Annotated in this window: 23 protein-coding genes; 11 read left to right on the forward strand and 12 right to left on the reverse strand. The window is 68.2% G+C overall.

The window, feature by feature from the left end; genetic code table 11:
* The first annotated feature begins 159 nt into the window (after positions 1–159).
* On the forward strand, positions 160–1,071 hold the full coding sequence (locus G401_RS52265) for an LLM class flavin-dependent oxidoreductase (RefSeq protein WP_051366056.1): 912 nt from the start codon (positions 160–162) through the stop codon (positions 1,069–1,071).
* A 93-nt stretch (positions 1,072–1,164) separates the two neighbouring features.
* Here the strand turns inward: G401_RS52265 and G401_RS0102845 are convergent, their stop codons facing one another.
* Positions 1,165–2,097, reverse strand: coding sequence for a 5,10-methylenetetrahydrofolate reductase (locus G401_RS0102845; RefSeq protein ID WP_027341314.1), 933 nt, complete (start codon positions 2,095–2,097; stop codon positions 1,165–1,167).
* A gap of 198 nt (positions 2,098–2,295) precedes the next feature.
* Positions 2,296–3,711 carry an FUSC family protein gene (locus tag G401_RS0102850; RefSeq protein WP_169734133.1) on the reverse strand — a complete coding sequence of 472 codons (1,416 nt, stop codon included), beginning with the start codon at positions 3,709–3,711 and terminating at the stop codon, positions 2,296–2,298.
* 115 nt (positions 3,712–3,826) lie between these two features.
* Between G401_RS0102850 and G401_RS0102855 the strand changes: the two genes are divergently transcribed.
* The 4 genes from G401_RS0102855 (at position 3,827) to fdhA (ending at position 6,956) form a co-directional block, all read left to right on the forward strand.
* The gene (locus tag G401_RS0102855; protein WP_027341316.1) at positions 3,827–4,288 is read left to right on the forward strand and encodes a MarR family winged helix-turn-helix transcriptional regulator; all 462 of its coding nucleotides are present in this window, start codon (positions 3,827–3,829) and stop codon (positions 4,286–4,288) included.
* Positions 4,289–4,651: 363 nt separating this feature from the next.
* Positions 4,652–5,083 (forward strand): ester cyclase, encoded by a 432-nt coding sequence (locus tag G401_RS43045; RefSeq protein WP_211240657.1) that lies wholly within the window; start codon positions 4,652–4,654, stop codon positions 5,081–5,083.
* Between the two features lie 225 nt (positions 5,084–5,308).
* Positions 5,309–5,719: a GlcG/HbpS family heme-binding protein gene (locus G401_RS0102865; protein ID WP_027341317.1), complete on the forward strand. Its 411-nt coding sequence runs from the start codon at positions 5,309–5,311 to the stop codon at positions 5,717–5,719.
* 22 nt (positions 5,720–5,741) lie between these two features.
* The gene (gene fdhA, locus G401_RS0102870) at positions 5,742–6,956 is read left to right on the forward strand and encodes a formaldehyde dehydrogenase, glutathione-independent (RefSeq protein ID WP_027341318.1); all 1,215 of its coding nucleotides are present in this window, start codon (positions 5,742–5,744) and stop codon (positions 6,954–6,956) included.
* Between the two features lie 413 nt (positions 6,957–7,369).
* Here fdhA and G401_RS0102875 read toward each other — a convergent pair whose 3' ends face one another.
* The 3 genes from G401_RS0102875 to G401_RS0102885 all read right to left on the reverse strand — a co-directional run bounded on the left by G401_RS0102875 (position 7,370) and on the right by G401_RS0102885 (position 9,726).
* Positions 7,370–7,783 (reverse strand): hypothetical protein, encoded by a 414-nt coding sequence (locus G401_RS0102875; protein ID WP_034590711.1) that lies wholly within the window; start codon positions 7,781–7,783, stop codon positions 7,370–7,372.
* 152 nt (positions 7,784–7,935) lie between these two features.
* The gene (locus tag G401_RS57465) at positions 7,936–8,727 is read right to left on the reverse strand and encodes a hypothetical protein (RefSeq protein WP_245601589.1); all 792 of its coding nucleotides are present in this window, start codon (positions 8,725–8,727) and stop codon (positions 7,936–7,938) included.
* Positions 8,728–8,967: 240 nt separating this feature from the next.
* The gene (locus G401_RS0102885; RefSeq protein ID WP_027341320.1) at positions 8,968–9,726 is read right to left on the reverse strand and encodes an ATP-grasp domain-containing protein; all 759 of its coding nucleotides are present in this window, start codon (positions 9,724–9,726) and stop codon (positions 8,968–8,970) included.
* 172 nt (positions 9,727–9,898) lie between these two features.
* On the opposite strand from G401_RS0102885, the gene G401_RS55555 reads away from it, so the two are divergent.
* Positions 9,899–10,609, forward strand: a complete 711-nt coding sequence (locus G401_RS55555) for an HAD family hydrolase (RefSeq protein ID WP_157545245.1) — start codon at positions 9,899–9,901, stop codon at positions 10,607–10,609.
* Positions 10,610–10,748: 139 nt separating this feature from the next.
* On the opposite strand, the gene G401_RS43055 is transcribed toward G401_RS55555, so the two are convergent.
* From G401_RS43055 to G401_RS0102910, 3 genes are all read right to left on the reverse strand, one after another.
* On the reverse strand, positions 10,749–11,987 hold the full coding sequence (locus tag G401_RS43055) for a VOC family protein (protein ID WP_034590617.1): 1,239 nt from the start codon (positions 11,985–11,987) through the stop codon (positions 10,749–10,751).
* 394 nt (positions 11,988–12,381) lie between these two features.
* Positions 12,382–12,630 (reverse strand): helix-turn-helix domain-containing protein, encoded by a 249-nt coding sequence (locus G401_RS56600; RefSeq protein WP_027341322.1) that lies wholly within the window; start codon positions 12,628–12,630, stop codon positions 12,382–12,384.
* Between the two features lie 224 nt (positions 12,631–12,854).
* A complete protein-coding gene (locus G401_RS0102910; RefSeq protein WP_211240658.1) occupies positions 12,855–13,043 on the reverse strand; it encodes a tautomerase family protein in 189 nt (62 codons plus the stop codon).
* A 76-nt stretch (positions 13,044–13,119) separates the two neighbouring features.
* On the opposite strand from G401_RS0102910, the gene G401_RS0102915 reads away from it, so the two are divergent.
* Positions 13,120–14,025 carry a LysR family transcriptional regulator gene (locus tag G401_RS0102915; protein ID WP_027341324.1) on the forward strand — a complete coding sequence of 302 codons (906 nt, stop codon included), beginning with the start codon at positions 13,120–13,122 and terminating at the stop codon, positions 14,023–14,025.
* Between the two features lie 33 nt (positions 14,026–14,058).
* Here the strand turns inward: G401_RS0102915 and G401_RS0102920 are convergent, their stop codons facing one another.
* Positions 14,059–14,358 carry an EthD family reductase gene (locus tag G401_RS0102920; protein ID WP_027341325.1) on the reverse strand — a complete coding sequence of 100 codons (300 nt, stop codon included), beginning with the start codon at positions 14,356–14,358 and terminating at the stop codon, positions 14,059–14,061.
* A 209-nt stretch (positions 14,359–14,567) separates the two neighbouring features.
* Between G401_RS0102920 and G401_RS0102925 the strand changes: the two genes are divergently transcribed.
* Both G401_RS0102925 and G401_RS0102935 read left to right on the forward strand, forming a co-directional pair.
* Entirely contained in the window at positions 14,568–14,912 is a 345-nt protein-coding gene (locus tag G401_RS0102925; RefSeq protein ID WP_027341326.1) for a winged helix-turn-helix transcriptional regulator, read from the forward strand.
* A gap of 226 nt (positions 14,913–15,138) precedes the next feature.
* Positions 15,139–15,984, forward strand: a complete 846-nt coding sequence (locus tag G401_RS0102935; RefSeq protein WP_245601590.1) for a PhzF family phenazine biosynthesis protein — start codon at positions 15,139–15,141, stop codon at positions 15,982–15,984.
* Positions 15,985–16,232: 248 nt separating this feature from the next.
* On the opposite strand, the gene G401_RS0102940 is transcribed toward G401_RS0102935, so the two are convergent.
* Together G401_RS0102940 and G401_RS43060 are read right to left on the reverse strand one after the other, a co-directional pair.
* The gene (locus tag G401_RS0102940) at positions 16,233–16,739 is read right to left on the reverse strand and encodes a hypothetical protein (RefSeq protein ID WP_027341328.1); all 507 of its coding nucleotides are present in this window, start codon (positions 16,737–16,739) and stop codon (positions 16,233–16,235) included.
* 19 nt (positions 16,740–16,758) lie between these two features.
* Positions 16,759–18,000, reverse strand: a complete 1,242-nt coding sequence (locus G401_RS43060) for an MFS transporter (RefSeq protein WP_051366058.1) — start codon at positions 17,998–18,000, stop codon at positions 16,759–16,761.
* 97 nt (positions 18,001–18,097) lie between these two features.
* Here G401_RS43060 and G401_RS0102950 point away from each other — a divergent pair, with 97 nt between their 5' ends.
* Both G401_RS0102950 and G401_RS43065 read left to right on the forward strand, forming a co-directional pair.
* Complete coding sequence (locus tag G401_RS0102950) at positions 18,098–18,613, forward strand: winged helix-turn-helix transcriptional regulator (RefSeq protein ID WP_027341329.1); 516 nt, start codon at positions 18,098–18,100, stop codon at positions 18,611–18,613.
* Between the two features lie 78 nt (positions 18,614–18,691).
* Positions 18,692–19,129, forward strand: coding sequence for an SRPBCC family protein (locus tag G401_RS43065; RefSeq protein ID WP_034590620.1), 438 nt, complete (start codon positions 18,692–18,694; stop codon positions 19,127–19,129).
* An 84-nt stretch (positions 19,130–19,213) separates the two neighbouring features.
* On the opposite strand, the gene G401_RS43070 is transcribed toward G401_RS43065, so the two are convergent.
* Positions 19,214–20,545 carry an AI-2E family transporter gene (locus G401_RS43070; RefSeq protein ID WP_084556756.1) on the reverse strand — a complete coding sequence of 444 codons (1,332 nt, stop codon included), beginning with the start codon at positions 20,543–20,545 and terminating at the stop codon, positions 19,214–19,216.
* Between the last annotated feature and the right edge of the window lie 56 nt (positions 20,546–20,601).

Here is a 20,601-nt window from a genome sequence, read left to right on the forward strand (position 1 = left end):
CGCCCCGAACGACAGGCCACGAGGCGATCCGCGGGCCCGTTCAGCGGTGACGACATGCACAGCGTCCGGTTCGTCGCCACGGAAGGGTTACCCGTTCGTCACAGGATCGGGTAGGAGCGAGGGTCACCGGAGGCCGGCGAATCCCTAGGCTTGGCGACCATGCGCGTGGGATACGTACTGCCGATGGGCGACGACCGGGACGAGGGCGTACCGGCCACGGGCCGCGAGATCGTCGCCGCGGCACGGGAACTGGAAGACGGCGGATTCGACTCGTTGTGGGTCTTCGACCATCTCCTCATGCAGAGCCCCGGCGAGGAGCCGCAGGCGACCTGGGAGTCGTGGACACTTCTGGCGGCGCTGGCGGCCACCACCGGCCGCGCGACCCTCGGCACGATCGTCACCTGCGCCGGGTTCCGACCTCCGGGCCTGCTGGCCAAAATGGCCCACACCGTCCACGAGATGTCCGGCGGCCGGCTCCTGCTCGGCCTCGGCGCGGGCTGGCACGAGCCGGAGTACGCCGCCTTCGGCTACCCGTTCGACCACCGCTTCAGCCGGTTCGACGAGGCGTTCGCCATCATCACGGCGATGCTGCGCGAGGGACGGTCCACGTTCTCCGGCCGCTATCACACCACCGTGGACGCGCCGCTCCTCCCGGCGCCGACGTTGCCGCCTCCGCCGATCATGCTCGGTACGCACGGCCCGAAGATGCTCGCACTCACCGCCCGGTACGCGGACGCGTACAACACCGCCTGGCACGGTTTGCCGGGAGATCGCTTCTTCGGCGTACGCGAACGTCTGATGGAGGCCCTGACCGCAGCGGACCGCGACCCTGCGACGTTGCGGTTGACGGTCGGCATGATGTTGAGGCCGGATGACGCGGAGGCCGACGCGCCCGGCGTCGCCTGCGAACCCGATACCATCGCCGCGGCGCTGAGCGCCTGGGAGGCCGAAGGCGTGGACGAGGTCGTCGTCTGGGCCTACAAGTGCAGCAACGACCGCGCGCGGCGCGCTACCGAGGGATTGAACCGCTACCGCGCAGGCACAGCGAGCGATCTCCAACACGCACGTTGAGCAGACCTGGAGGCCGCAACGCAGGAGGTCAAGCCACCCGCTCGCGTACGCCGTCCCGGGGCCGCAACAGCAGCCCTTCCAGGTCCGCGGCCATTACGCGTCCAGGAGCGTACGCAGTTCGGCCGCGAGGGCGACGGCCGCTTCGATTTCCGCTCTGCGGATCGACACGCTCTCCACGTTGAACCCGAACGGCAGGCCCAACCGGCGGCAGAAGGCGCTCAGTTCGCGGGCGCTGGCCAGGCACTGGGCGTACGACTCGGCCAGCGGGTCCTCGGCATGCCGCAGCGTGTTCTCCAGCCACCGCGGTACGCCCACTCCCAGCCAGTGCAGGAACGACAGCGTCTTGAGCGAACCGCAGACCGACAGCGTCAGGATCACCGGCCGGGGTTCGGTCCCCCGCTCGGCGCAGGCGTAGAAGTAGTCCGACAGCATGCTCTTGGTCGCATCGACGTCGTACACCACCTGGGAGATGAAGAACGCGCAGCCGCGTTCCTGCTTGGCCAGCATCCGCAAGTGCTCGTCGCGCCCCCTGGCGTACCGCTCGGTGATGGCCACGCCCCCCAGCGTGAGCTCCGGACGGATCTCGGTACGCAGTGCCTGCGCCCGGGGAAGCTCGGTCAGCACGGTCTTCTGGCCCGACGACGGACCGACGAAGACGCCCATGACACGCCCGGCATCGGTGGCTTCCATCCAGTCGCGCATCTCCGACTCGGTGTACTTGCCCACGCAGCGGTACACGATCGCCGGGCCGTCCCACGCCTGCAGGTACTCGGTCAGGAACTCGGCCGGATCGATCGTGGGCAGGTACGGGAACGGCCGTTCCTCGGCGTTGCGGTCGCTCTCGTCGTCGATGTCGTACAGCGTCAGGCCGTCGAGGCCGAGTCCGGCGAGCCGGGCCAGCGTGATGTCGGCGATCTCCTTGATCTGCGCGACGGTGGCCGTACGCCGCGGCGGCGTGATGCCGAACAGCAGCACGCCGGAACGGGCGCCGGTGACCATCGAATGCAGCGTCGGACGATCAAGCATGCCACCACCTTAACGTCGCCGTGCGCCCTAGCCTGCGCCCGCGCCCTCTCAAGGCGATCAAACCGTCGCCGCGCCGCCTGCCCGCTCCTCTGACGCGACAACCGGGATGTCCTTGGACATCGTCTGCGCCGCTACGCGTACAGGTGAATGGAAGGGGGCGATGGCGCGCGAGTGAGGCACGGCCTGACGCAGGTCGCGCTAGTGATTCTCGATCTTCACGGCCAAGCGGGCCAGCGCGGCGTCGAGGTCGGCGAGCGGGCCGCTCGCGGCGGCGGCGGGCAGTGCGGGTACCGGTTCGCCGGGCGCCGCGAGGGCTTTGCGCAGCAGCCCGATCGCCTTGGCGCTCGCGCGCTCGTCGGGGCTGAACTCGGTGGCGGCTGTGGCATGGACGGCGGCGCGCGCCGACAGCAGCACCTCACCGGCGTCCTCGGATGGTACGTCGGACGTGACGTGGATCCGTTGCGCCACCGCCCGGTGGAGCCGGTGCGGCCGCGTGGTGGCGGCGAGGGTTTCACACGCTGCATCGAACGCGGCCAGCGCGCCGGCGGTCGAATCCCGGTCGCGGCGCGCCGCGAAGAACGCGGTGAGCGTGCCGAGGACCGCGAGAAGCCGGACCCGTAGCGCGTCGTTCCTGCGCACCGGCATCACGAACCAGCCCACCGCCACGGCTGTCGCCGCGCCCAGGGCGAGCGCTTCCAGACGGATGGTCAGGAGGTGCTGGGCCGGTTCGCCGAAGTACCCGTAGAGCAAGGACAGGACGGTGGTGATACCGCAGGCGTAGAAGGCGTAGCCGTACGGGCGCAGCGCCGAGGCGGTCGCCAGGGCGACGAAGATCGCGATGATGCTCGCGGTGCCGTGCGGGTCGGCCGCTGTCGCGATGACGGCGCCGATCACGGTGCCGGCCATGGCCCCCAGGCCGCGCTCGATGCCTTTGAGGACCACGTCACCGCGGCCGAGCGTACCGAGGTTGACGACCATCGCGCTGATCACCGCCCAGGGCCAGTGCGAGCCGAACAGCAGATGCCCGAGCACGAGCGCGACCGTGAGGGCGACGGCCATCTGCGACGCCGCCCGCGTGTGGATCGACAGCCCACCACCCTTGCGCTGCGGGCGCGCGGCCGGAGCGGGAACGGGACCGGGTTCAGGGACGCCGGACAGCCTGCCCTGCAGCCACCGCGCCGCACGGATCCAGACGAACGCGCTGAAGCCGGTGAGCGCGTACCAGCCGCAGATCGGCCACCACGACACGCTTGCGGCGCCGGCCTGGCCGGAGATCAGGGCCGCGATCAGCGCCGGCGGGATCAACGCACCGAGCCGCGTCACCCTCGGCCCGAACCGCCGCGCCCAGACCGCGCCGGACATCAGCACCACGAACGCCGCCCCGCCGATCATCGCGTACGCCGTCAGCTGGGAGCCGATCCACACAGTGGCGCCGGCGAGAACCGTGAACGTCGCCGCGGAGATGAGCTCCTCGGGCCACCACGCACCGACACGGCGACGCGCAAGCACGAAAGCGAAGACGACCCCTGGTACGCCGAGCACCGCTGCCGGGTAGCCCGCGGCGTGCCGCGCGATCTCGACAGCCGTGCAGAAGGAGGCCAGCACGGCTGCCATCACAGCGACCTGATAGTAGACTTTGCTTAACACATTGGTCCCTGAATGGTTCCACATATCTTGTAAGCGCCGTTTTCAGCTCGCCCCATACTACGAGATCGTTTAGTATTTCTCCATGGACACCGACGACGCCGCCCGAGCGCTTCTGGACGGCATGCTGCGACTGGGCTCCCGGTTGCGCCACGAGCGTCCGGCCGGGTCCCTGACAACCAACAAGATCATCGTGTTGGGGCATCTGCGCCGGAACGGCCCGTGCACCCCGAGCGCGGTGGCGCTGGCGGAGCATCAGCAGCCCCAGGCGCTGACCCGGACCTTCAACGAGCTGGAAGCCGACGGGCTGATCGCCCGGGAACGCTCGGAGGCGGACCGGCGCGCCTCGATCCTGTCCATCACCGTTGCCGGGACTCAGGTGCTTGCCCAGGACCTCGCCGAGCGCGTCGGCTGGCTCAGTGCCGCACTGGGTACGCTCACCGAGACCGAGCAGCAGCTGCTCGCACTCTCCGCCGGCCTGCTCAACCAGCTGGCCGATGCGTCCGCGACGCCGCGAAGGACGCCGGCCGACGGAAGCGCCTCGTGAAGCAGATCTGATCAGCCGCCACGCGGTCCAATATGGACCACGGGTACGGCGCGCCTCTCATCCCGGGCAGATACTGCGGGCCCACGCCTCGCTCGGCGGCATCCGGAAGCCCCCTCCGGTGCGCACGATGGTTGCACGATCAATCTCTCGTAGGAGATACGCGCGAAGCCGAAAGTCCGAAAGCGCTTGACGACCGGCGTCAACGCGCGTGAGCTGGACGTAGCGGTCGCAGCCGGTCCGCATGAGGCGGCAGTCGGCCCAGCGCGGATCCGGTGGAATGCCGAGACAGCCGATGACGATCATTCGCGACCGATCTTGCATGACTACGGGGGGCACGCCATGACATCAGAAGACCGTAAGAACATGATCCGCCGCGTATCCGACGAACTGTGGAACAAGGGCAACGTGGATATCTGCGACGAGGTGTTCGCCCAGAACTGCTCCTTCCACGACCCGAGCTTCCACATCGACGGCATTACGGGGATGAAGCAGCAGGTACGCGAGCTCAGAACCGCCAACCCGGACCTGCACATGGACATCCAGGAGGTGCTGGCGGAGGGCGACCTGACCGCCGCCCGGTGGACGATGGGCGGCACAGCCCGCGGGGAGTTCCAGGGCATCCCGGGCACCGGCAAGAGCTACGTGATGACCGGCATGATCATGGACAAGTGGCAGGGCGACCACATCGTCGAAGAGTGGGTCAACTACGACCTCGCGGGCACTCTGCAGCAGATCGGGATCATGCCCACCCTGGAACAGATTGCCCAGATGAGCAAGCAGCGGGCCGCCATGTGACCTGACAGCTGAAGCATGGCCGGCGCGTGTGCGCTGACGCGTGCGGGCCGGCCATAGCTATGGGAATGCCCCCTTGAGGGCGTTCGAGTAGCCTATTTCGAGCTCTTCCGAGCCTTCGGGCTCTTCCAAGCATCTCTGCATGCGCATGTCTTGCGGTCACGGACTTTGAGCCGGCGTTTCGCGCTGGTGTGCCGTGGGGCTGCCCGCGCTGCGTACGGGGGAATCATGAAGCAGATGAAGACAGCGACGCTTGAGGACGCACGACGGGTGATCGCCGCCGGCGAGGAGCGCGCCCGCGAACTCGGGCAACCGATGAACATCGCGGTCGTCGATTCCGGTGGCAACCTGATCGCGCACGAACGCATGGACGGCGCCTGGATCGGCAGCGTCGACATCTCGATCAACAAGGCGTTCACGGCGCGATCGTTCGACATCGAGACGGAGGCGCTGGGCGCCAACTCACAGCCAGGCAACCAGTTCTTCGGCATCCACGCCTCCAACGGCGGTCGCATCATGATCTTCGCTGGCGGCGTTCCACTGCGGTCCGACGGCGAGGTCGTCGGTGCGGTCGGCGTCAGCGGAGGCGACGGCAAGCAGGACCAGACAGTGGCCGAAGCCGCAGCCAGCGCCTTCTGAGCGCACGGAGGACATGATCAACATGGCAGGAAACAAGGCAGTCGTCTACCAGGGGCCCGGCCAGGTCAGCGTCGAATCGGTGGACTATCCGGAGCTCGCGCTCAAGCCGGGTCCCGGGGTTCCGGCTCTGAACGCCGACCGCCAGTGCCCGCACGGTGTGATCCTGAAGGTGGTCTCCACCAACATCTGCGGCAGCGATCAGCACATGGTGCGCGGCCGAACCACGGCGCCGGTCGGTCTCGTCCTCGGCCATGAGATCACCGGCGAGGTGATCGAGAAGGGCCGTGACGTCGAGTACGTTAACGTGGGCGACCTGGTCTCGGTTCCGTTCAACGTCGCATGCGGACGATGCCGCAACTGCAAGGAAGGCAAGACCGGCATCTGCCTCAACGTGAACTCGCAACCCGGCGGCGCCTACGGCTACGTCGACATGGGTGGCTGGCGCGGCGGCCAAGCCGAATACGTCATGATCCCGTACGCGGACTGGAACGTGCTCCGCTTCCCCGAAAAGGACGAAGCGATGGCTCGCATCCGCGACCTGACAATGCTCTCGGACATCTTCCCGACCGGCTACCACGGCTGCGTCACCGCCGGCGTCACCACGGGATCGACCGTGTACATCGCCGGCGCCGGTCCGGTCGGCCTGGCCGCCGCCACGTCGGCGTTCCTGCTCGGCGCGTCGACCGTCATCGTCGGCGACGTCAACAAGGACCGCCTTGAACAGGCCCGCAGCTTCGGCTGCGAAACGCTGGACGTCAGCGATGGCGAACCGAAGGACCAACTCGCGCAAATCCTCGGCACACCGGAGGTCGATTGCGGCGTCGACTGCGTGGGCTTCGAGGCACACGGACACGGCGCCGACGCGGGCATCGAAGCACCGGCGACCGTGCTGAACTCGCTGATGGAAGCCACCCGGGCGGGCGGCGCGCTGGGCGTACCCGGGCTCTACGTCACCGGCGACCCGGGTGCCACGACCGAGGAGGCCAAGGTCGGATCGCTCTCGATCCGGCTCGGTCTGGGCTGGGCGAAGTCCCACTCGTTCACCACCGGCCAATGCCCGGTCATGCGCTACCACCGGCGCCTGATGATGGCGATTCTGAGCGGACGCACCAACATCGCCCGCAACGTGAACGCGACGGTGATCTCACTCGATGAGGCACCGCAGGGCTATACCGACTTCGACCACGGCATGGCCAAGAAGTTCGTGCTGGATCCACACGGGCTGGTCCGCTCCTGAGGCAGGTTCACGGATTCGCGTACGAAACCGCCGCCGTCGAGGTCTGCGACAACGTGGCCAACCGTCGGCCGCGCTTCGATGTCGTCGTCCAATATAGACTGACCCGCTCCGCTCAGTGGCCAGCCGAGGCCGGCGCGGTCGCGTCGGCCCGCTCCGTCGTGGTCCGCCAAGAAGATGCCGACTCTTGATTCGCCGAAAGCCCGGCTCGATGAGCTGGGCTTTCGTGTCTGTTTACGGTGTCGCTCGCCTGATTCCTGAAGTACGCATGGTCGCGGAGAGCTGGTCGTCGAGGTCGCCATTCTTGTAACGACCGTCCCGAATTCCCAGCCGGAGTTGGCGGCGCGGTCTGTGGCCGAGCGTGTTGCGAGACGGAGAAACCGTTCGCCTTTGGGCGTGCCGGAGTCGGCCGCTGGTCAGTGCTCTGGCGCCCGCAGTTCCTCGATCAGCGCCACGATCGCGGGCTCCATCTGCACTCGTAACTCAGCGGGACGCGTGATCTCGTCGCCCTGAGGGTCGTAGATGGTGAGGCCGTGCCGGCGGGCGAGTTCGTCGATCAGCTGCAACGCAGCGTCGCCGCGTTCACTGAAGGTCAGATGCATGCCGACGTGGTCGATCCCGACATTCAGTGGCATGTCCATCCACGGAGAATCAGGACCGTAAGGCGGGAAGTCCGGGTAGCGAGCGCGCAGGCTCTCGTAGAACCCGACGATGCGCTCGTCCAACTCGCCCTCGCGATGATGAAGACTGCCGCAGTGCTCCGCCATGACCCGTACCTCGGCGTCGGTCGCGCCAGGATCGGCAGCCAGCATGACAAGACCAAAGCTCATGCGCATATGGTGCCCGATCGGCGCGGCCGCCGAGCAAAGCCCGTCATCCCCTCAGCGCGGTCTTCGAAACCGGGGAAGATCAACCAATCCGTGAAGCGGAGAAAATACCGACGTGCACAGTCTGATCTGTGGGGAGATGTTTGACGTAACGGCTACCAGCAGCCGCCCTGCACAAAAGGTCGCACAGCCCAGGAGCGAGCGGCGTCCGCCGGCACCGAGTCGACGGCGAGAACCCATTCGTCGCCGAGCACACCGACAACGAGGTCCCGCTTGTCGAACCGCAGCACGAGACCAGCGGCGACCGCGTCCCCGTCGTGGCCGACGATCACAGCGCCGTCGGTGAGCCGGGCGCCGACAAACCCGGACAGCACATCCGGAGGCTGTGCCGGGCCGACCCTGGCCTCTCCAGACTCGCCCATGTCATAGGACCCGTACGGATCCTCCGCCGCAAGGAGGAGTTGATCGCCATGGCCGTGCAGACCGACCGGCATCGCGTACTCGAAGAACAGCCAAGCGTGCAAGAGGCTCTCGGCGTCCGGTTCGCGCCGTCGCCCGTACCAGTGCCGGGCCTCCGTCACGGCGTCGAGCCGACGGCCCACCATCCCCTTCAGCCACGAGGCGACCATCGCCGAATCGTTGAAGTCCACGTACGACGTCCGGTGCTCGACGCGCAGCGCCTGCCACACAGCGCGGGCAGTGGCCTCGTAGACGTCGCCCACGCTGGTGTCGGCCCCGGCCGTGACCACGCCGGTCACGATCACCCTCGCCGCCACGGGTTGTCCACGCAGAGCACGCCGAGCGCCCAGTTCCGCCTCCCACCGGTGTTCTTCCACCACGACGGCGGTCACCTCCACCTCGGACCGGCTCGATGCCGTGACCTCGACGGTGACCTGGGCGAACCGCGAGGAGCGATTCGTCTGCTGCAGCAGGCGGAAGGTCGTCATGACTCTGATCGTTCCAGGCGGATTCCCGGCCCGAGGGATGGTCCCTACCTGCTGCCTACCAACCTGGCAATATCTGCTTCTCAGCCGTAGTACAGGTAACGGTCGTGCAGTTCCGGCTGATCTACGAGGCGCTCCATCGATCGCCCCGGGCAGAACGTCGACGACGACCGGTAGCTTCACTTTCGGCGCCGCCGGGCAGATGCTGACCAGCGCTAGTCTGCACGGTCAGGTTGGTCGGTCTCACGGAACGGCGACGTGGTTACGCACGAACGGTCTGTCCCGGTCGAGGACTCGGCCGGCTGGCAAGGCGGCACGAAGCACCACATCGAGCACCTGTTCGGGGGCAGCTTGGTAGCAACCGCTGGCCCAGGCCGCATTCGGTTCGATGACCGCCCACCCGTCTTCGGTATCGCCGACGTCGATGACCACCGCGCTGGGAAGGCTCGCGCCGACCTCGGCCAAGAGTTCGACACCGAAGGCGAGCGCATCGGCAGGCGCCTCGGCGATGTGCAGGCGACCGCCCTCGGCGTACTGGCTGGCCGCGTGGATCTGCCCGTCGAGGATGAACAGCCGGTGTTCGCTGGACAGATCGATCAGGTCGCTGACCAGCACCACGGTGTCAGCATCCACGGCGTCGGAGCCAGGCAGCCGGGTCCCGTCGCTGTAGATCATCGCCTTGATGTTCTTGTCGTTAGGTGACTTGATGAAAGCGGGCGAGCGTAGCTGCCACGCGTGGCTGATCGGCACCGCCTCGACTCGGCGGCGGACCAACGCGCGCGGCAGCCGGGCCAACCAGTCCGCCGGCGCCTCCAGCAGCGCGATATCCAGCTTGCCGGCGACAGCATCGGCGAAACCAGGTCCGGCGTGCAAATGCTCAGCGGTCAAACCAGCTGGAACAGCGAACGTCGACAACTGCACGGTCGCCAATCCCCGCTGCACCGCAGTCGCTCGGATCGCCTCCGCGGATGCAGTCAGCCGGGGCGGAAACACGATGGTCACCAGCCGAATCATGCCCAATCGTCGGCAGACTCACCAGGGAGTTCCATTCCTCTCGGGCCGACGCCGCTGACGGGAAACCTGTTGAAGCCGGGCACGGACTCCTGTCATGATCTTGCAGGTTGGCAGGATCCACGGAACGACTCATTCAGTTCCAAGGTCGGACGGGGTGGTCATGGCTGATGTCGATCCAGGGCAGCCGCGAGTACGTCCTCACGTCGGCCGGGCCGTCAACCGCGCGCGCCGCGTACTCCTCGACTTCGACGGTGTGATGTTCAATGTCCGCGACTCGCTGGGACATGACCGCCGGGAGCAGGCGGTCGCCGCGTTGCTGGCGAATCGGGACTACCGCCCCCGACCGGTGCCGATCACCTTTGCCTGGTTCGGCGTGCATCAGACATTGGCGTTCCTGGCAGAGCGTGAGCCTGACCATGCCATCGAGGCGGAGGTAGTCATTTCGACACTCGAACTGGATGCCGCCCTCACGGCCTGCCCCGCACCCGGTCTGCAGCAGCTCCTTGCCGCCTGCACGGCCAGCGGCCGTGACGTCGCCGTGATCAGCGATCTCTCCGAGTCCGCTGTCCTCGCAACGCTGCAGGCACATGGCATGAGCGGACGTATTGCAGCGGTGGCGGCCCGGCAAGGACTCGACCTGTCAGCATGCGACGCTTCGCGTACTGCTGAGCGAGCAGCTGGCTTGCTCGGCGTCGGCGTGGCGAACTGTCTCGTCGTCAGCGGAAAGGCCGGGGTACTCACCGCCGCCCACCGAATAGGCGCCAACGGTCTTGGCTGCGAGTGCGGCCGGGACCGGCGAAAACATCTCGCGCAGACAAAGGCTCCCGTCGTATCCGGCCTCGTAACCCTGACCCAAGCACTGCTGAGCTGATGACCAGCCGCAGGACTCGGCGCCGGTACCACGCTGTCGTGCCAACGCCCGGTCATCAGGCTGAGTGCAGGCAGTCAGAGGCCGACCGCGTCGCGCGCATTGTGGTAATGCCGCACGTTGATCGCGTTCGGTGAACTGTCTACGCCCGGCGGAAGGAAACAATGTCCACTTCGTTGCCTTCCGGGTCGACGAGAGTGCAGCACTCCGGAGCATTCTCGTTGACGATCCGGCCCCCGGCTGCCACAGCCGCATCGATGCGGGCTTGGGCCTGATCGTCAGGGACGAAGAGCTCGAGGTGGACACGGTTGCGATGCTGCCGCCGGTCCGTGTCCGACGCGTCCATCGACTGGAAGAACAGGACCGGATTGAGCCGCCGTGGATCGTAGATGTCGGTCACGGATGCGCGAACGTCGTGCTGGTAGCCGAGTACGGACGTCCAGAAGGCTCGCAGCATGGGAACGTCGACCGCGTCCATTCCGAGCTGGACGAAGCGCGGACGCGTTGCGTCCGCAGACAGCCCCAGGTTTCGGGCTGCGGTCTGGATCCGGCCGGCCAGGTCCACGAACCGGCTGGTGGCAGACCCCTCCCCGTCCTCCCACTGGTCCTTCCCGCTGTCGATCGTGACACCGTCGGGCCGCAGGTCCACCATCAACGGCAAGCCTGCGTCGTCGGCCAGGCCCGCGACAGCCGACGCGAGTTCACCCGCTCGGGCAGGCGAATCGGCGGCGTAGAACGCCATCGCGCCGAACAGCACTTGCCAGTCGGCGGTCTCCGGCCCTTCCGACAGCATGTCACCGGGAACCAGATCGACCACGTTCCCGTCGTCGTCGGCGAGCGCGACCCCGTACGCGCCGAACGGCTGCTGTCCGACCGCGGCCCTGACTGCTTCCACCGCGTCCGACGCGCGGACCACGTCGACATGGATCCGATCGCGTAGCGGCCGGGGCCGGCTCTTGTGGAACGAGAACACGGGATCTCGTCGCGACGGATCCCCGATCCGGCTGGCACCGACGGGCTCGTAAGCGAGCACAGTCTGCCAGAACGACACGAGCGACGGCTCGTTCCCGGACTCGATCACGAGCCGCACGGTCTGGAGTACCGACGGGTTCGCAGCCAAACCCAGGTCGTTGGCTGCCGCCGAGATCGAACACGCGAGCTCAACCTCGGCTCGGGTCAGATCCCCCACCGGGGCGATCCGCACGCGTACCCCGCCGGGTCGCAGGTCCAGGTCCGGCAGACCGGTGGTTGCCGTCAGCCCGGCGATGCGGCGGACGAGTGCTGCACCTGCGGTCATCGACGGCGCATCGAACCAGGCACTGGCGCCGGTGTCCAGGACGCGCCAGTCCCCGACACCATCGGCTTGCTGGAACTCGGTCATTGTGACTCGATCCATCGGCTTCCCTTCAACGTCCGGCCCGCGACACCAGCACCGCCTCGCATCGCGATGCGCCGATCCGCGAGGTCGGCAACGGCGCCTCAGGCATCGAGGGTAAGCCCCGGCCGTCGATTCACAGACGTCCGTCTGTCGGCGTACGCGGATTCATGCGTGGCCGACGGCGTACGACCAGTGAGATCGTGAGCGTCCCAGCGCTCTGACCGGAGCCTCGCCCGATCGCCCGGCGCGTCACAGCGCCGGGCGATCGGCGGCCGGCTCGACGGGAAGGACGTGCCCGCGGGCCTGGGCATGGAGGATGGCCTTGGCGGTCGGCGCGAACGATCGGCTTCGCATCAGTGCCGCACACCCGCGATCAGGCGTCAACACATGTCAATGGCTATTCGGCGAGGTCCATGATGGCGCGCCGCTCGGGACCGAGCAGCCCGCAGGCGTTGAGCCAGCCGTAGACGAGCCGGCCCGGGATCGGCTGGTCGCCGCCTTCGACGGCCGCGATCTCGGCGGCAGTGATGCGCAGCCGGCCCGCGAGCTGGTCGGTGGACAGCTCTGCCTGCTCCCGCTGCTGCCGCAGCAGGGCGGCGAGCTCCCGCCGCGTCGCCTCGCTGCCGTGGCCTTCGGTGTCCCCCATGCCCTTCGCCCCCGTTGCCGTGCCCGTCCAGGACGCCCGGAGGAGCGGTTGCCTGCCACTGGGCGGCAATGCCCTTGGCGACACATAGTACCAACGTACGCCCGGCAATTCGACCATAACGACACTAACCATTAAGAAGCTCGCCCCGATCTCGGGCATGCCAGGCGAAGAGGGTACGCATCATCAGAAGGGCCCGGGATTCGTGTCGACGCTGCGGGCCGTATCTACGAGGGGTCGGTATCCGACTGCAGGCGACCTCCGATCGCCCAGTTGTCCGTTGTGACGTCCCGCAGGACGATCCACACCCCGGATCGGTCGCCACCGCAGGTCTCGAGGAACACATCGGTCAACTGGCGGACGAGCGCCTTCTTCTGCTCGTCGGTACGCCCGGCGCACATGTCAACGGTAATCATCGGCATGACCCCATGCTCCATCGAGCGATAGGAAAGGTCCAGTTGCAGTTACTTCGCAAGATCGTAGGATTTGCTTATGCTTGACCTACGGCGGCTTCGCCTCCTGCACGCCTTGTCGCGGTATCAGACGATCGCCGCGACGGCCCAGGCGCTGCACCTGACCGGGCCGGCGATCTCCCAGCAACTGGCCGCGCTCGAAAAGGAAGCGGGCGCACAGTTGCTCGCCCGCAACGGCCGGCGGCTGTATTTCACCGAGGCGGGCGCCGTCCTCCTCGCGCATGCCGAGATCATGCTGGACCAGATGGCCACGGCCGAAGCCGCCCTGGCCTCCCTCGGCGACGAGATCACCGGCACCGTCCGGGTCGGTATCTTCCCGTCCGCAGCGGTCGCACTCCTGCCGACGGTGTGGGCCTCGGTACGCGCGAACCACGGAGAGCGCTTGCGTCTGCAGGTGACGGAGCTGGATCCCGGTGACAGCCTGCGTGCGCTCACCCGTGGAACTGTCGAACTCGCGGTGGCTCACTCCTATGACCTGCTACCGCGTACGCTTCCCCCGAACTGTGTGGCCGAACAGCTGCTCACCGATCCTGTGCTCGTTGCAGTTCCCCAGACTCACGCGGCCGGCCCGATCGACCTCCTCGATCTCGCGGAACTGGACTGGATCACCACAACCGCCGGCTCGTCCTGCCACGAGATGATCCAACGGGCCTGCGGCGTCGCCGGTTTCGTCCCGAACATCACGGCGAGCTTCAGTGACTATCCGGCCATTCTCGCCATGGTCGGCGCCGGTGCCGGTGTCACGCTGCTGCCCCGCCTGGCCGCCGAGCACCTACCCGACGGCGTGTCGGTCCGCGTACTGCGTAACCCGGTGAACCGGAACATCTTCGCTGCGATGCGTGCCAACGGCTACCACGCGCCTGCGGTCCGAGTGGTCCTGGACGAGTTCAAGGCGGCCTCTGCCGTACGAGATCAGTACCCGTGAGCCATCCGCCGGGGTTCAGGATCAGCCGGTGCCTTATTGCACCGCATAGTGGATGACGACCGCACCGCCGGTGGCGTAGTTGGCGACATCGGCGGACACCTGCAGGCCCTGCGGAGACGCCCTCGCCGCGGTCATCGCCGCAGCGTCAGCGAACTCGGCTTCGAAGACCGCGAAGTACGGCGTCTGACCCTGCGCCGCCGTGACGTCGAAGCTGTAGCGCCACGCGAGCAGGCCGGGCAGGCGCGTGACCAGCGGGAGGTGATTGGTCACGTAGTAGTCGCGGAAGTGGTCGGGATCGACGGGTGTGGGATACAGGACGACCAGCTTGTGCATGACAACCTCCGTTGAGGTGATCCAATGCCGAGAGTCGGCACTCGTTCGATTCCCTTGGACCACCACGATCGGCAGGTCAGTACCCATCCGGTCAGGCAGCGCAGTGCGTAGACGCCTCACAACGCCACCCCTGCCGCTTCGGAAATCGAATCATCTCACCGGACGCTACTGTATCGAAGATCGAAGCATCAAGAGGGGTGGCACAGGCGATGACGGTACCCAGGCCAGGACAGCCCGTACGCGGATCGAGTACCGGCCGGCCCCTCATGGCCGCCCTCGACCTCTTCGGCCGCCGCTGGAACCTGCGCGTCGTCTGGGAGCTGCAGCATGGGCCGGTCGGGTTCCGCGACCTGCGGCAGCGTTGCGACAACATGTCGTCCAGCGTCCTTCGGCAACGGCTGACCGAACTCCTTGACGCCCAGCTGGTTGTTCAGCAGCCCGACGCGGCCTACACGCTCACCGACCTGGGCCGCGGCGTCTACCAGGCATTGCGCCCGCTTGCCCGCTGGTCCGACGCGTGGGCCTCCGCCCTGGGCAAGGACGGTAAGGACTGAGCCCTGGAAGTGCCGCCCCTGGCGCTTCGGAAACCGAACCGCTACGGTGCTTCTGATGTGCTTCTGAATCCGAACCGCCTGGAGGGATGGCCATGGCTCGCATCCCAGCGCCCGAACCGCCGGCCACGGCGGACGTGGAGGTAACACTCGCCACGATGGACGCCCTGCACGACTCGTGCAACGTCGACGTCGCGGCCGCCTGATGGCCGGCCCACCGGTGGCAGTGGTGAACGCCTGCACCCGCGACGGGGAAGGCGGCAGCCCCACCGCGATCGTGATCGACGACGCCACGCTCACCGACGACGACCGTCACGCCATCGCCCGAGGATCCGGCACCTCCCACACCGCGTTCATCGACACCCGCACAGCCGACGCACCCATGGTGCGCTTCTTCACCAGCGCCGGGGAACTCACCAACTGCGGCCATGGCACCATCGCCGCGCAAGCCGTCCTGCTGCACCGCAGCGGCGCCGCCGAGCAGCACGGCAGCCTGCGCACTGCAGGCCGCACCTTCGCCACGACCGCCATCCGCCGCCACAACGGCATCGAAGTCTGGTTCGACCAAGGCGCCATCGTCTTGGCCGACCATGCCGAGGCCGCCACCGGCGGCATCATCGCGGCCCTCGACCTGCGACGAGCGGACATCGCCGCCGGCGTACGGGTCGCCTCGCCCGGCACGCCACGACTTCTCGTCCCCGTCCGGGACAACCTGACGCTGCTGTCCCTGCAGCCCGACTTCGAGCGGCTGGCAACCGAGTGCCGCCGACTCGGGTATCTCGGCTGCTTCGCCTACGCACTGTCACCGGACGCAAGGACGGCAGCGGCCCGCATGTTCGCCCCCGCGATCGGCGTCAACGAGGACATCGCGAACGCCAACAGTGCCGGCTGCCTTGCCGCCCACCTGCTCGACACCTCCGGCGACGGCCAAATCGAGATCCACCAGGGCGACACGCTCCGGAGGCCGTCAGCGATCTTCGCCGACGCGACACGCACGGGATCCAGCATCGTCGCCAGGATCGGCGGAATGGTCGACCCCGGCCCGTCCATCGATCTCAGCGCCCCAGAGCCGTAGAGCCACCTTCCTTCCGCGATCGGCAGATCCGGGCCTGGATGCGATCATGGGACGCATGCGGGCCCATGTCGCTGTAGTGCACCCGGGCGTGCCGACGATGGTCGACATCGTGGCGGCTGGAGTACCACTCCGCGGCGAGTGGGTCGGCCCGCCGCCCAACGCAGGCGAGTTCGTCGAACTGCAGGACCAGGAGCTCCTGACGGTTCGGATGGCCGACGGGATTCCCCGTACCAGGTCTGGTTGCGGGATCAGACGATCCTGGTCCACATGGTGACCCAGTTGAGGTCGTCCCAGGTGGCGCCGCCGTCCCAGGAGAACCGTTGGGCCCACCGGACCTCGTCGGCGCTGAGCCGATCCCACTCGTAGCGTACGAGGATGGGCGTGCCGTCGAACTCGTCCGGGCCCTCGAAGATCCCGCGATCGCCCTCGAAACGGCCTTCGACCGGCGCATCCAGGACTCCCGGCAGCCGTGACGACATCCACCAGATACGCCACGTACGCGTCGACGGGGTGAACAGGCGCAAGGTCGCCCCCTGCACGGTCTGCCCGCCGGGATGCATGACCGCGGTCTCGAAGTTGCCCAGTCCCGCCAGGATCGGGCCGCAGTCGCAGGTCGCCTCGAACTCGACCCACTCGGTGCAGTTACGGTCGGTGACGTCGGCGAGTTTGCGGATCGCGCCGTGCCACCGGCCGAAGAAGAAGTCGAAGTCGGCCCGGCCGTCGGCGCTCGGTTCCACGGTGATCTGTTCAGTCATGCCCGGACGCTATCGCCGGTCAGCTGACATCTTCTGTCAGGAGACTGCGGCCGCCTTCCACCGCCGACAGCCGGGGCGAGACCGGACGGGTCGGGCGGATTGTCACCGTGACCACGGCAGCCACGACGATGGCGGCGGCGGTGATCGAGGTGGTCGCCGCCCAGCCGAACCACGCGACGGCCGCGGCGCCGAACATCGTTCCGAGGCTACCGCCGACGAAGTAGGCGACCATGTAGGCGCTGTTGAGTCGCGCGGGCGCGGCCGGGTTGAGGGCCAGCACCGTGCTCTGGTTGGCGACCTGGGCCGCGAAGAGTCCGGCGTCGAAGACCGCGAGGCATACCAGGGTGGCCACCGTGTTGTGGAGCACGAACCCGCTCAGCAATGCGGCGGTGCCGGCCAGCGCCAGCCCGGCCAGGATGACCTTCCGGGCACCGACCCGGTCGGTCCAGACCCCGGCGATCTGGGTGGCGGCGATGCCGGACAGGCCGGCCAAGGCGTACAGGCCGATGCGTTCTGCGGGATAGGAGTACGGCGGCTGGGACAGGGCGACCGCGAGGCCGGCCCAGACGGCGCAGAAGCCGAAGAACCACAGGGCGCCACGGAAGGCCGCCAGCCGGAGCGCGCGATAGCGGGCGAACAGGCCGGGAAGCGTACGCAGGCCGGCGAGGTAGCCGCCGGTCACCTGGCCGTGCGCGGTGGGAAGGACGGCGAGGCAGCATGCGGCAAGTACGCCGCAGGCGGCGGCGAAGACGAGGAGCATGGTACGCCAGCCCAGTTGGTCGGCCAGCCAGCCACCGACGATCCGGCCGGCCAGGATTCCGGCGGAGATGCCGGCCGTGACGATGCCGAGACTCGTCGCCCGCCGGTGTGCGGGGGCGAGCCGGCCCGCCATGGAGCTCATTCCGGCGCCCACCACCGAGCATGCGCCGATGAGGGCCGTCAGGACGGCCAGCGGGATCACGTGCCGGGCGGCGGCCGCGGCGGCCAGCGCGAGTGCCAGCACGGCGAACTGGCCCGCGAGTACGCGTGCCGGCGGCCACCGGTCGACCAGCGGGACCAGCGCCAGCAGGCCGAGCATGTAGCCGACCGGGCCGGCGGCGAAAGCGATGCCGACCAGGGCGACACGCGTGTGAGTGGATGCGGCGACGTCGGCGACCGAGGGCTGCAACAGGTAGATGGTCGACGTACCCAGCGCGGCGGCCACGGCCATGAACAGCACCACGGCGATGGGCAGCCCGGACTCGTTCCTGTGCTCGGTCATCGTGTTCCCTCCGCTCAGTGAGGTTCGTTTTCCGAACCCGAGTGACGCTACCATGGCTCGGGTCTGTTTTCCGAACTCGGAGCTAGACTGGGGAACCATGGCAGGCACGTACGAAGCGCAGAACTGCACGCTGGCCCGGGCGCTGGAGCTCATCGGCGAGCGCTGGACGCTGCTGATCATCCGCGACGCGTTCTACGGCGTCCGGCGCTTCAACCATTTCCGCGACCATCTCGACATCCCGCGGGCCGTTCTCGTCGAGCGCCTCGCGACGCTGGTCGACAACGGCCTCTTCGTCCGTGAGCAGGATCCCGACCACGCCGCGCGGCACCTCTACGACCTGACGCCGCTGGGCCGCGACCTCTGGCCGGCGCTGCACGCCCTGCTGTCGTGGGGCACCCGCCTGGCCGGCCCCAACCAGCTGCGTTTCGTGCACGTCACCTGCGGCACCGAGATCGACGACCATGGCGACTGCCCGGCGTGTCACGTCAACCCTCCCCCGGCGGACATCGCCACCGAGCCTCGCGACGGCAAGGCCCGTGGGCGTACGGACGCGGTCGCCGTCGCGCTGCGCCAGCGGCATACGCTGCTTCAGCCGCTCGACGCCGTCCTGTGAGCCCAGTTCCGCGACCATCCACTGTGTCCTCACGCGAAGTCCGGCCGCCTGGGCCCGGCGCGGTGCGATGATGACCGCATGCGCCGGATCAGTGCGACGACAGTGGTGGACGCCCCCGCGGCGGCCATCTTCGAACTGCTCGCCGACCCGGCGCAGCACCCGCTCATCGACGGTTCGGGGACGGTGCGGGCCGCCCGCCGAGCCCGCCGCCTCGAACTCGGGGCCTCCTTCGACATGGACATGCGCATCGGCGCCCGCTACAGGATCCGCAACACCGTCGTCGAGTACGAGGAGAACCGCCTGCTGGCCTGGCGCCACTTCAACGGCCACCGCTGGCGCTGGCAGCTCGAACCGCTGGACGAATCGCGTACGCGGGTCACCGAGACGTTCGACTGGACGACCGCCCGGCATCCGTGGGCGATCATCCTGCTCGGCTTCCCTCGGCGTAACCGGCGCGCGATCGACCGCTCACTCGCCCTGCTGACCGCCCACTTCGCACAGCCGTCGGACCGGTGAGGGAGCGCTCCGAACCCGGTAGCGGTCCGCCGCCGAACGAGCCGGCACAGCAGGAGGCAGCTCCAGTCACCAGCTGGAATCGCGCTATGCGGTGTGTCCGGCGGTCGCCACGACCGGTGGACGATCGGTGTCGGGCGGCGCGTCCTGTGTGGCGGGTTCGACCTTGGCCTGGTCGTCGTCCGTGGGATCGGTACCCGGTGGTGGACGGTCGGCCGTCGGCTCGCCGGACGGATGGGCGGCGAGGTACCGCACCGCCGTATTGGCCACCGCCAGCAGAGGTACGGCGACCAGGCCGCCGATGATGCCGGCGGTGACGACTCCCGTGGCGATCGCGAGGATCACCGCGAGCGGATGCAGGGCGACGGCGCGACCCATGATCAGTGGCTGAAGGACATGGCCCTCCAGTTGCTGGACGCCGATGACGACGCCCAGGACGATCAGTGCGGTCACGGGTCCCTGCGTGACGAGGGCCACGAGCACGGCCACGCCACCGGAGAGGGTGGCGCCGACGACGGGGATGAACGCTCCGAGGAAGACCAGGGCCGCCAGCGGCAGGGCCAGCGGTACGCGGAGCACGAAGAGGCCGATCCCGATCCCGACCGCGTCGACGAAGGCGACGAGGACGGTGGCGCGTACGTAGGAGCCGAGTGTGACCCACGAGTAGTGCCCGGCTCGTGCGACCGGTACCTGGGCGGCGCGGGGTAGGAGGCGGCAGAGGAAACGCCAGATCTGGCCGCCGTCGCGCAGGAAGAAGAACAGGGTGAAGAGCACGACGAAGAATCCGGCGACGACCTCGGTCACGGTGGCGGCGGTGCTCAGCGCCCCCGAGGCGAGCGCGCCCTGGTTCTTCGTCACCGCCTGCTGGATCTTGTCGACCTGCGCGTTGAGCTGGGCCTGGGACAGATGCAGCGGCCCCTGGGCGAGCCACGTCTGTATCTGGGTGATCGCCTGGCCCACCTGGGCGGACAGCGTGTCGAACTGGCTGATGAACGTCCGGACGATGAGGCCGAGGCCGCCGGCCACCACCAGCAGCCCGGTCACCAGCACGATGCCGGCGGCGAAGGACCGGTTCACCCCGCGTCTGCGCAGGGCCACCGCGGCCGGTTCGAACAATGCCGCCAGCAGCAGGGCGACGGCCACGGGAACGATGACCACGCTCAGGAGCGCGACGACCTTCAGCACCAGGTACGCGGCGACGGCGATCAGGATCAGACGCCAGGCCCAGGCGCCCGCGAGGCGTACGCCCCGGGGAATGTGGTCGTCGACGGTCGGCGCGGATTCGACCATGAGCACCGAACCCGTGGCCGTGTCGGCACCATCGGCGTCGTCGAGGGGCAGCGGCGGCAGCGGGCCGGCCTGCTGGGCGTTGATCAAGCGCGTCCGCGCCCGCTGGCGTACTTGGCTGACCCAGTTCATCGCAGCACCCTTGATCCCTCGGATCCGTTACATCGATCTCGTGTGGCGTACCCAGC

The organism is Hamadaea tsunoensis DSM 44101 (genome assembly GCF_000428945.1).
In the GTDB taxonomy this organism is placed as follows: domain Bacteria; phylum Actinomycetota; class Actinomycetes; order Mycobacteriales; family Micromonosporaceae; genus Hamadaea; species Hamadaea tsunoensis.

What these genes read in the sequence shown, in the direction of transcription:
- G401_RS57465 (WP_245601589.1), bottom strand. Translation starts at nt 8,727, where the DNA reads ATGACGACCTTCCGCCTGCTGCAGCAGACGAATCGCTCCTCGCGGTTC.
- G401_RS56600 (WP_027341322.1), bottom strand. Translation starts at nt 12,630, where the DNA reads ATGGGGGACACCGAAGGCCACGGCAGCGAGGCGACGCGGCGGGAGCTC.
- G401_RS0102855 (WP_027341316.1), top strand. Translation starts at nt 3,827, where the DNA reads ATGGACACCGACGACGCCGCCCGAGCGCTTCTGGACGGCATGCTGCGA.
- G401_RS43070 (WP_084556756.1), bottom strand. Translation starts at nt 20,545, where the DNA reads ATGAACTGGGTCAGCCAAGTACGCCAGCGGGCGCGGACGCGCTTGATC.
- G401_RS43065 (WP_034590620.1), top strand. Translation starts at nt 18,692, where the DNA reads ATGCGCCGGATCAGTGCGACGACAGTGGTGGACGCCCCCGCGGCGGCC.
- G401_RS0102850 (WP_169734133.1), bottom strand. Translation starts at nt 3,711, where the DNA reads ATGGCAGCCGTGCTGGCCTCCTTCTGCACGGCTGTCGAGATCGCGCGG.
- G401_RS0102875 (WP_034590711.1), bottom strand. Translation starts at nt 7,783, where the DNA reads ATGAGCTTTGGTCTTGTCATGCTGGCTGCCGATCCTGGCGCGACCGAC.
- G401_RS0102950 (WP_027341329.1), top strand. Translation starts at nt 18,098, where the DNA reads ATGGCAGGCACGTACGAAGCGCAGAACTGCACGCTGGCCCGGGCGCTG.
- G401_RS0102845 (WP_027341314.1), bottom strand. Translation starts at nt 2,097, where the DNA reads ATGCTTGATCGTCCGACGCTGCATTCGATGGTCACCGGCGCCCGTTCC.
- G401_RS43055 (WP_034590617.1), bottom strand. Translation starts at nt 11,987, where the DNA reads ATGACCGAGTTCCAGCAAGCCGATGGTGTCGGGGACTGGCGCGTCCTG.
- G401_RS0102865 (WP_027341317.1), top strand. Translation starts at nt 5,309, where the DNA reads ATGAAGCAGATGAAGACAGCGACGCTTGAGGACGCACGACGGGTGATC.
- fdhA (WP_027341318.1), top strand. Translation starts at nt 5,742, where the DNA reads ATGGCAGGAAACAAGGCAGTCGTCTACCAGGGGCCCGGCCAGGTCAGC.
- G401_RS55555 (WP_157545245.1), top strand. Translation starts at nt 9,899, where the DNA reads ATGGCTGATGTCGATCCAGGGCAGCCGCGAGTACGTCCTCACGTCGGC.
- G401_RS43060 (WP_051366058.1), bottom strand. Translation starts at nt 18,000, where the DNA reads ATGACCGAGCACAGGAACGAGTCCGGGCTGCCCATCGCCGTGGTGCTG.
- G401_RS52265 (WP_051366056.1), top strand. Translation starts at nt 160, where the DNA reads ATGCGCGTGGGATACGTACTGCCGATGGGCGACGACCGGGACGAGGGC.
- G401_RS0102925 (WP_027341326.1), top strand. Translation starts at nt 14,568, where the DNA reads ATGACGGTACCCAGGCCAGGACAGCCCGTACGCGGATCGAGTACCGGC.
- G401_RS0102940 (WP_027341328.1), bottom strand. Translation starts at nt 16,739, where the DNA reads ATGACTGAACAGATCACCGTGGAACCGAGCGCCGACGGCCGGGCCGAC.
- G401_RS0102910 (WP_211240658.1), bottom strand. Translation starts at nt 13,043, where the DNA reads ATGATTACCGTTGACATGTGCGCCGGGCGTACCGACGAGCAGAAGAAG.
- G401_RS43045 (WP_211240657.1), top strand. Translation starts at nt 4,652, where the DNA reads ATGATCCGCCGCGTATCCGACGAACTGTGGAACAAGGGCAACGTGGAT.
- G401_RS0102915 (WP_027341324.1), top strand. Translation starts at nt 13,120, where the DNA reads ATGCTTGACCTACGGCGGCTTCGCCTCCTGCACGCCTTGTCGCGGTAT.
- G401_RS0102920 (WP_027341325.1), bottom strand. Translation starts at nt 14,358, where the DNA reads ATGCACAAGCTGGTCGTCCTGTATCCCACACCCGTCGATCCCGACCAC.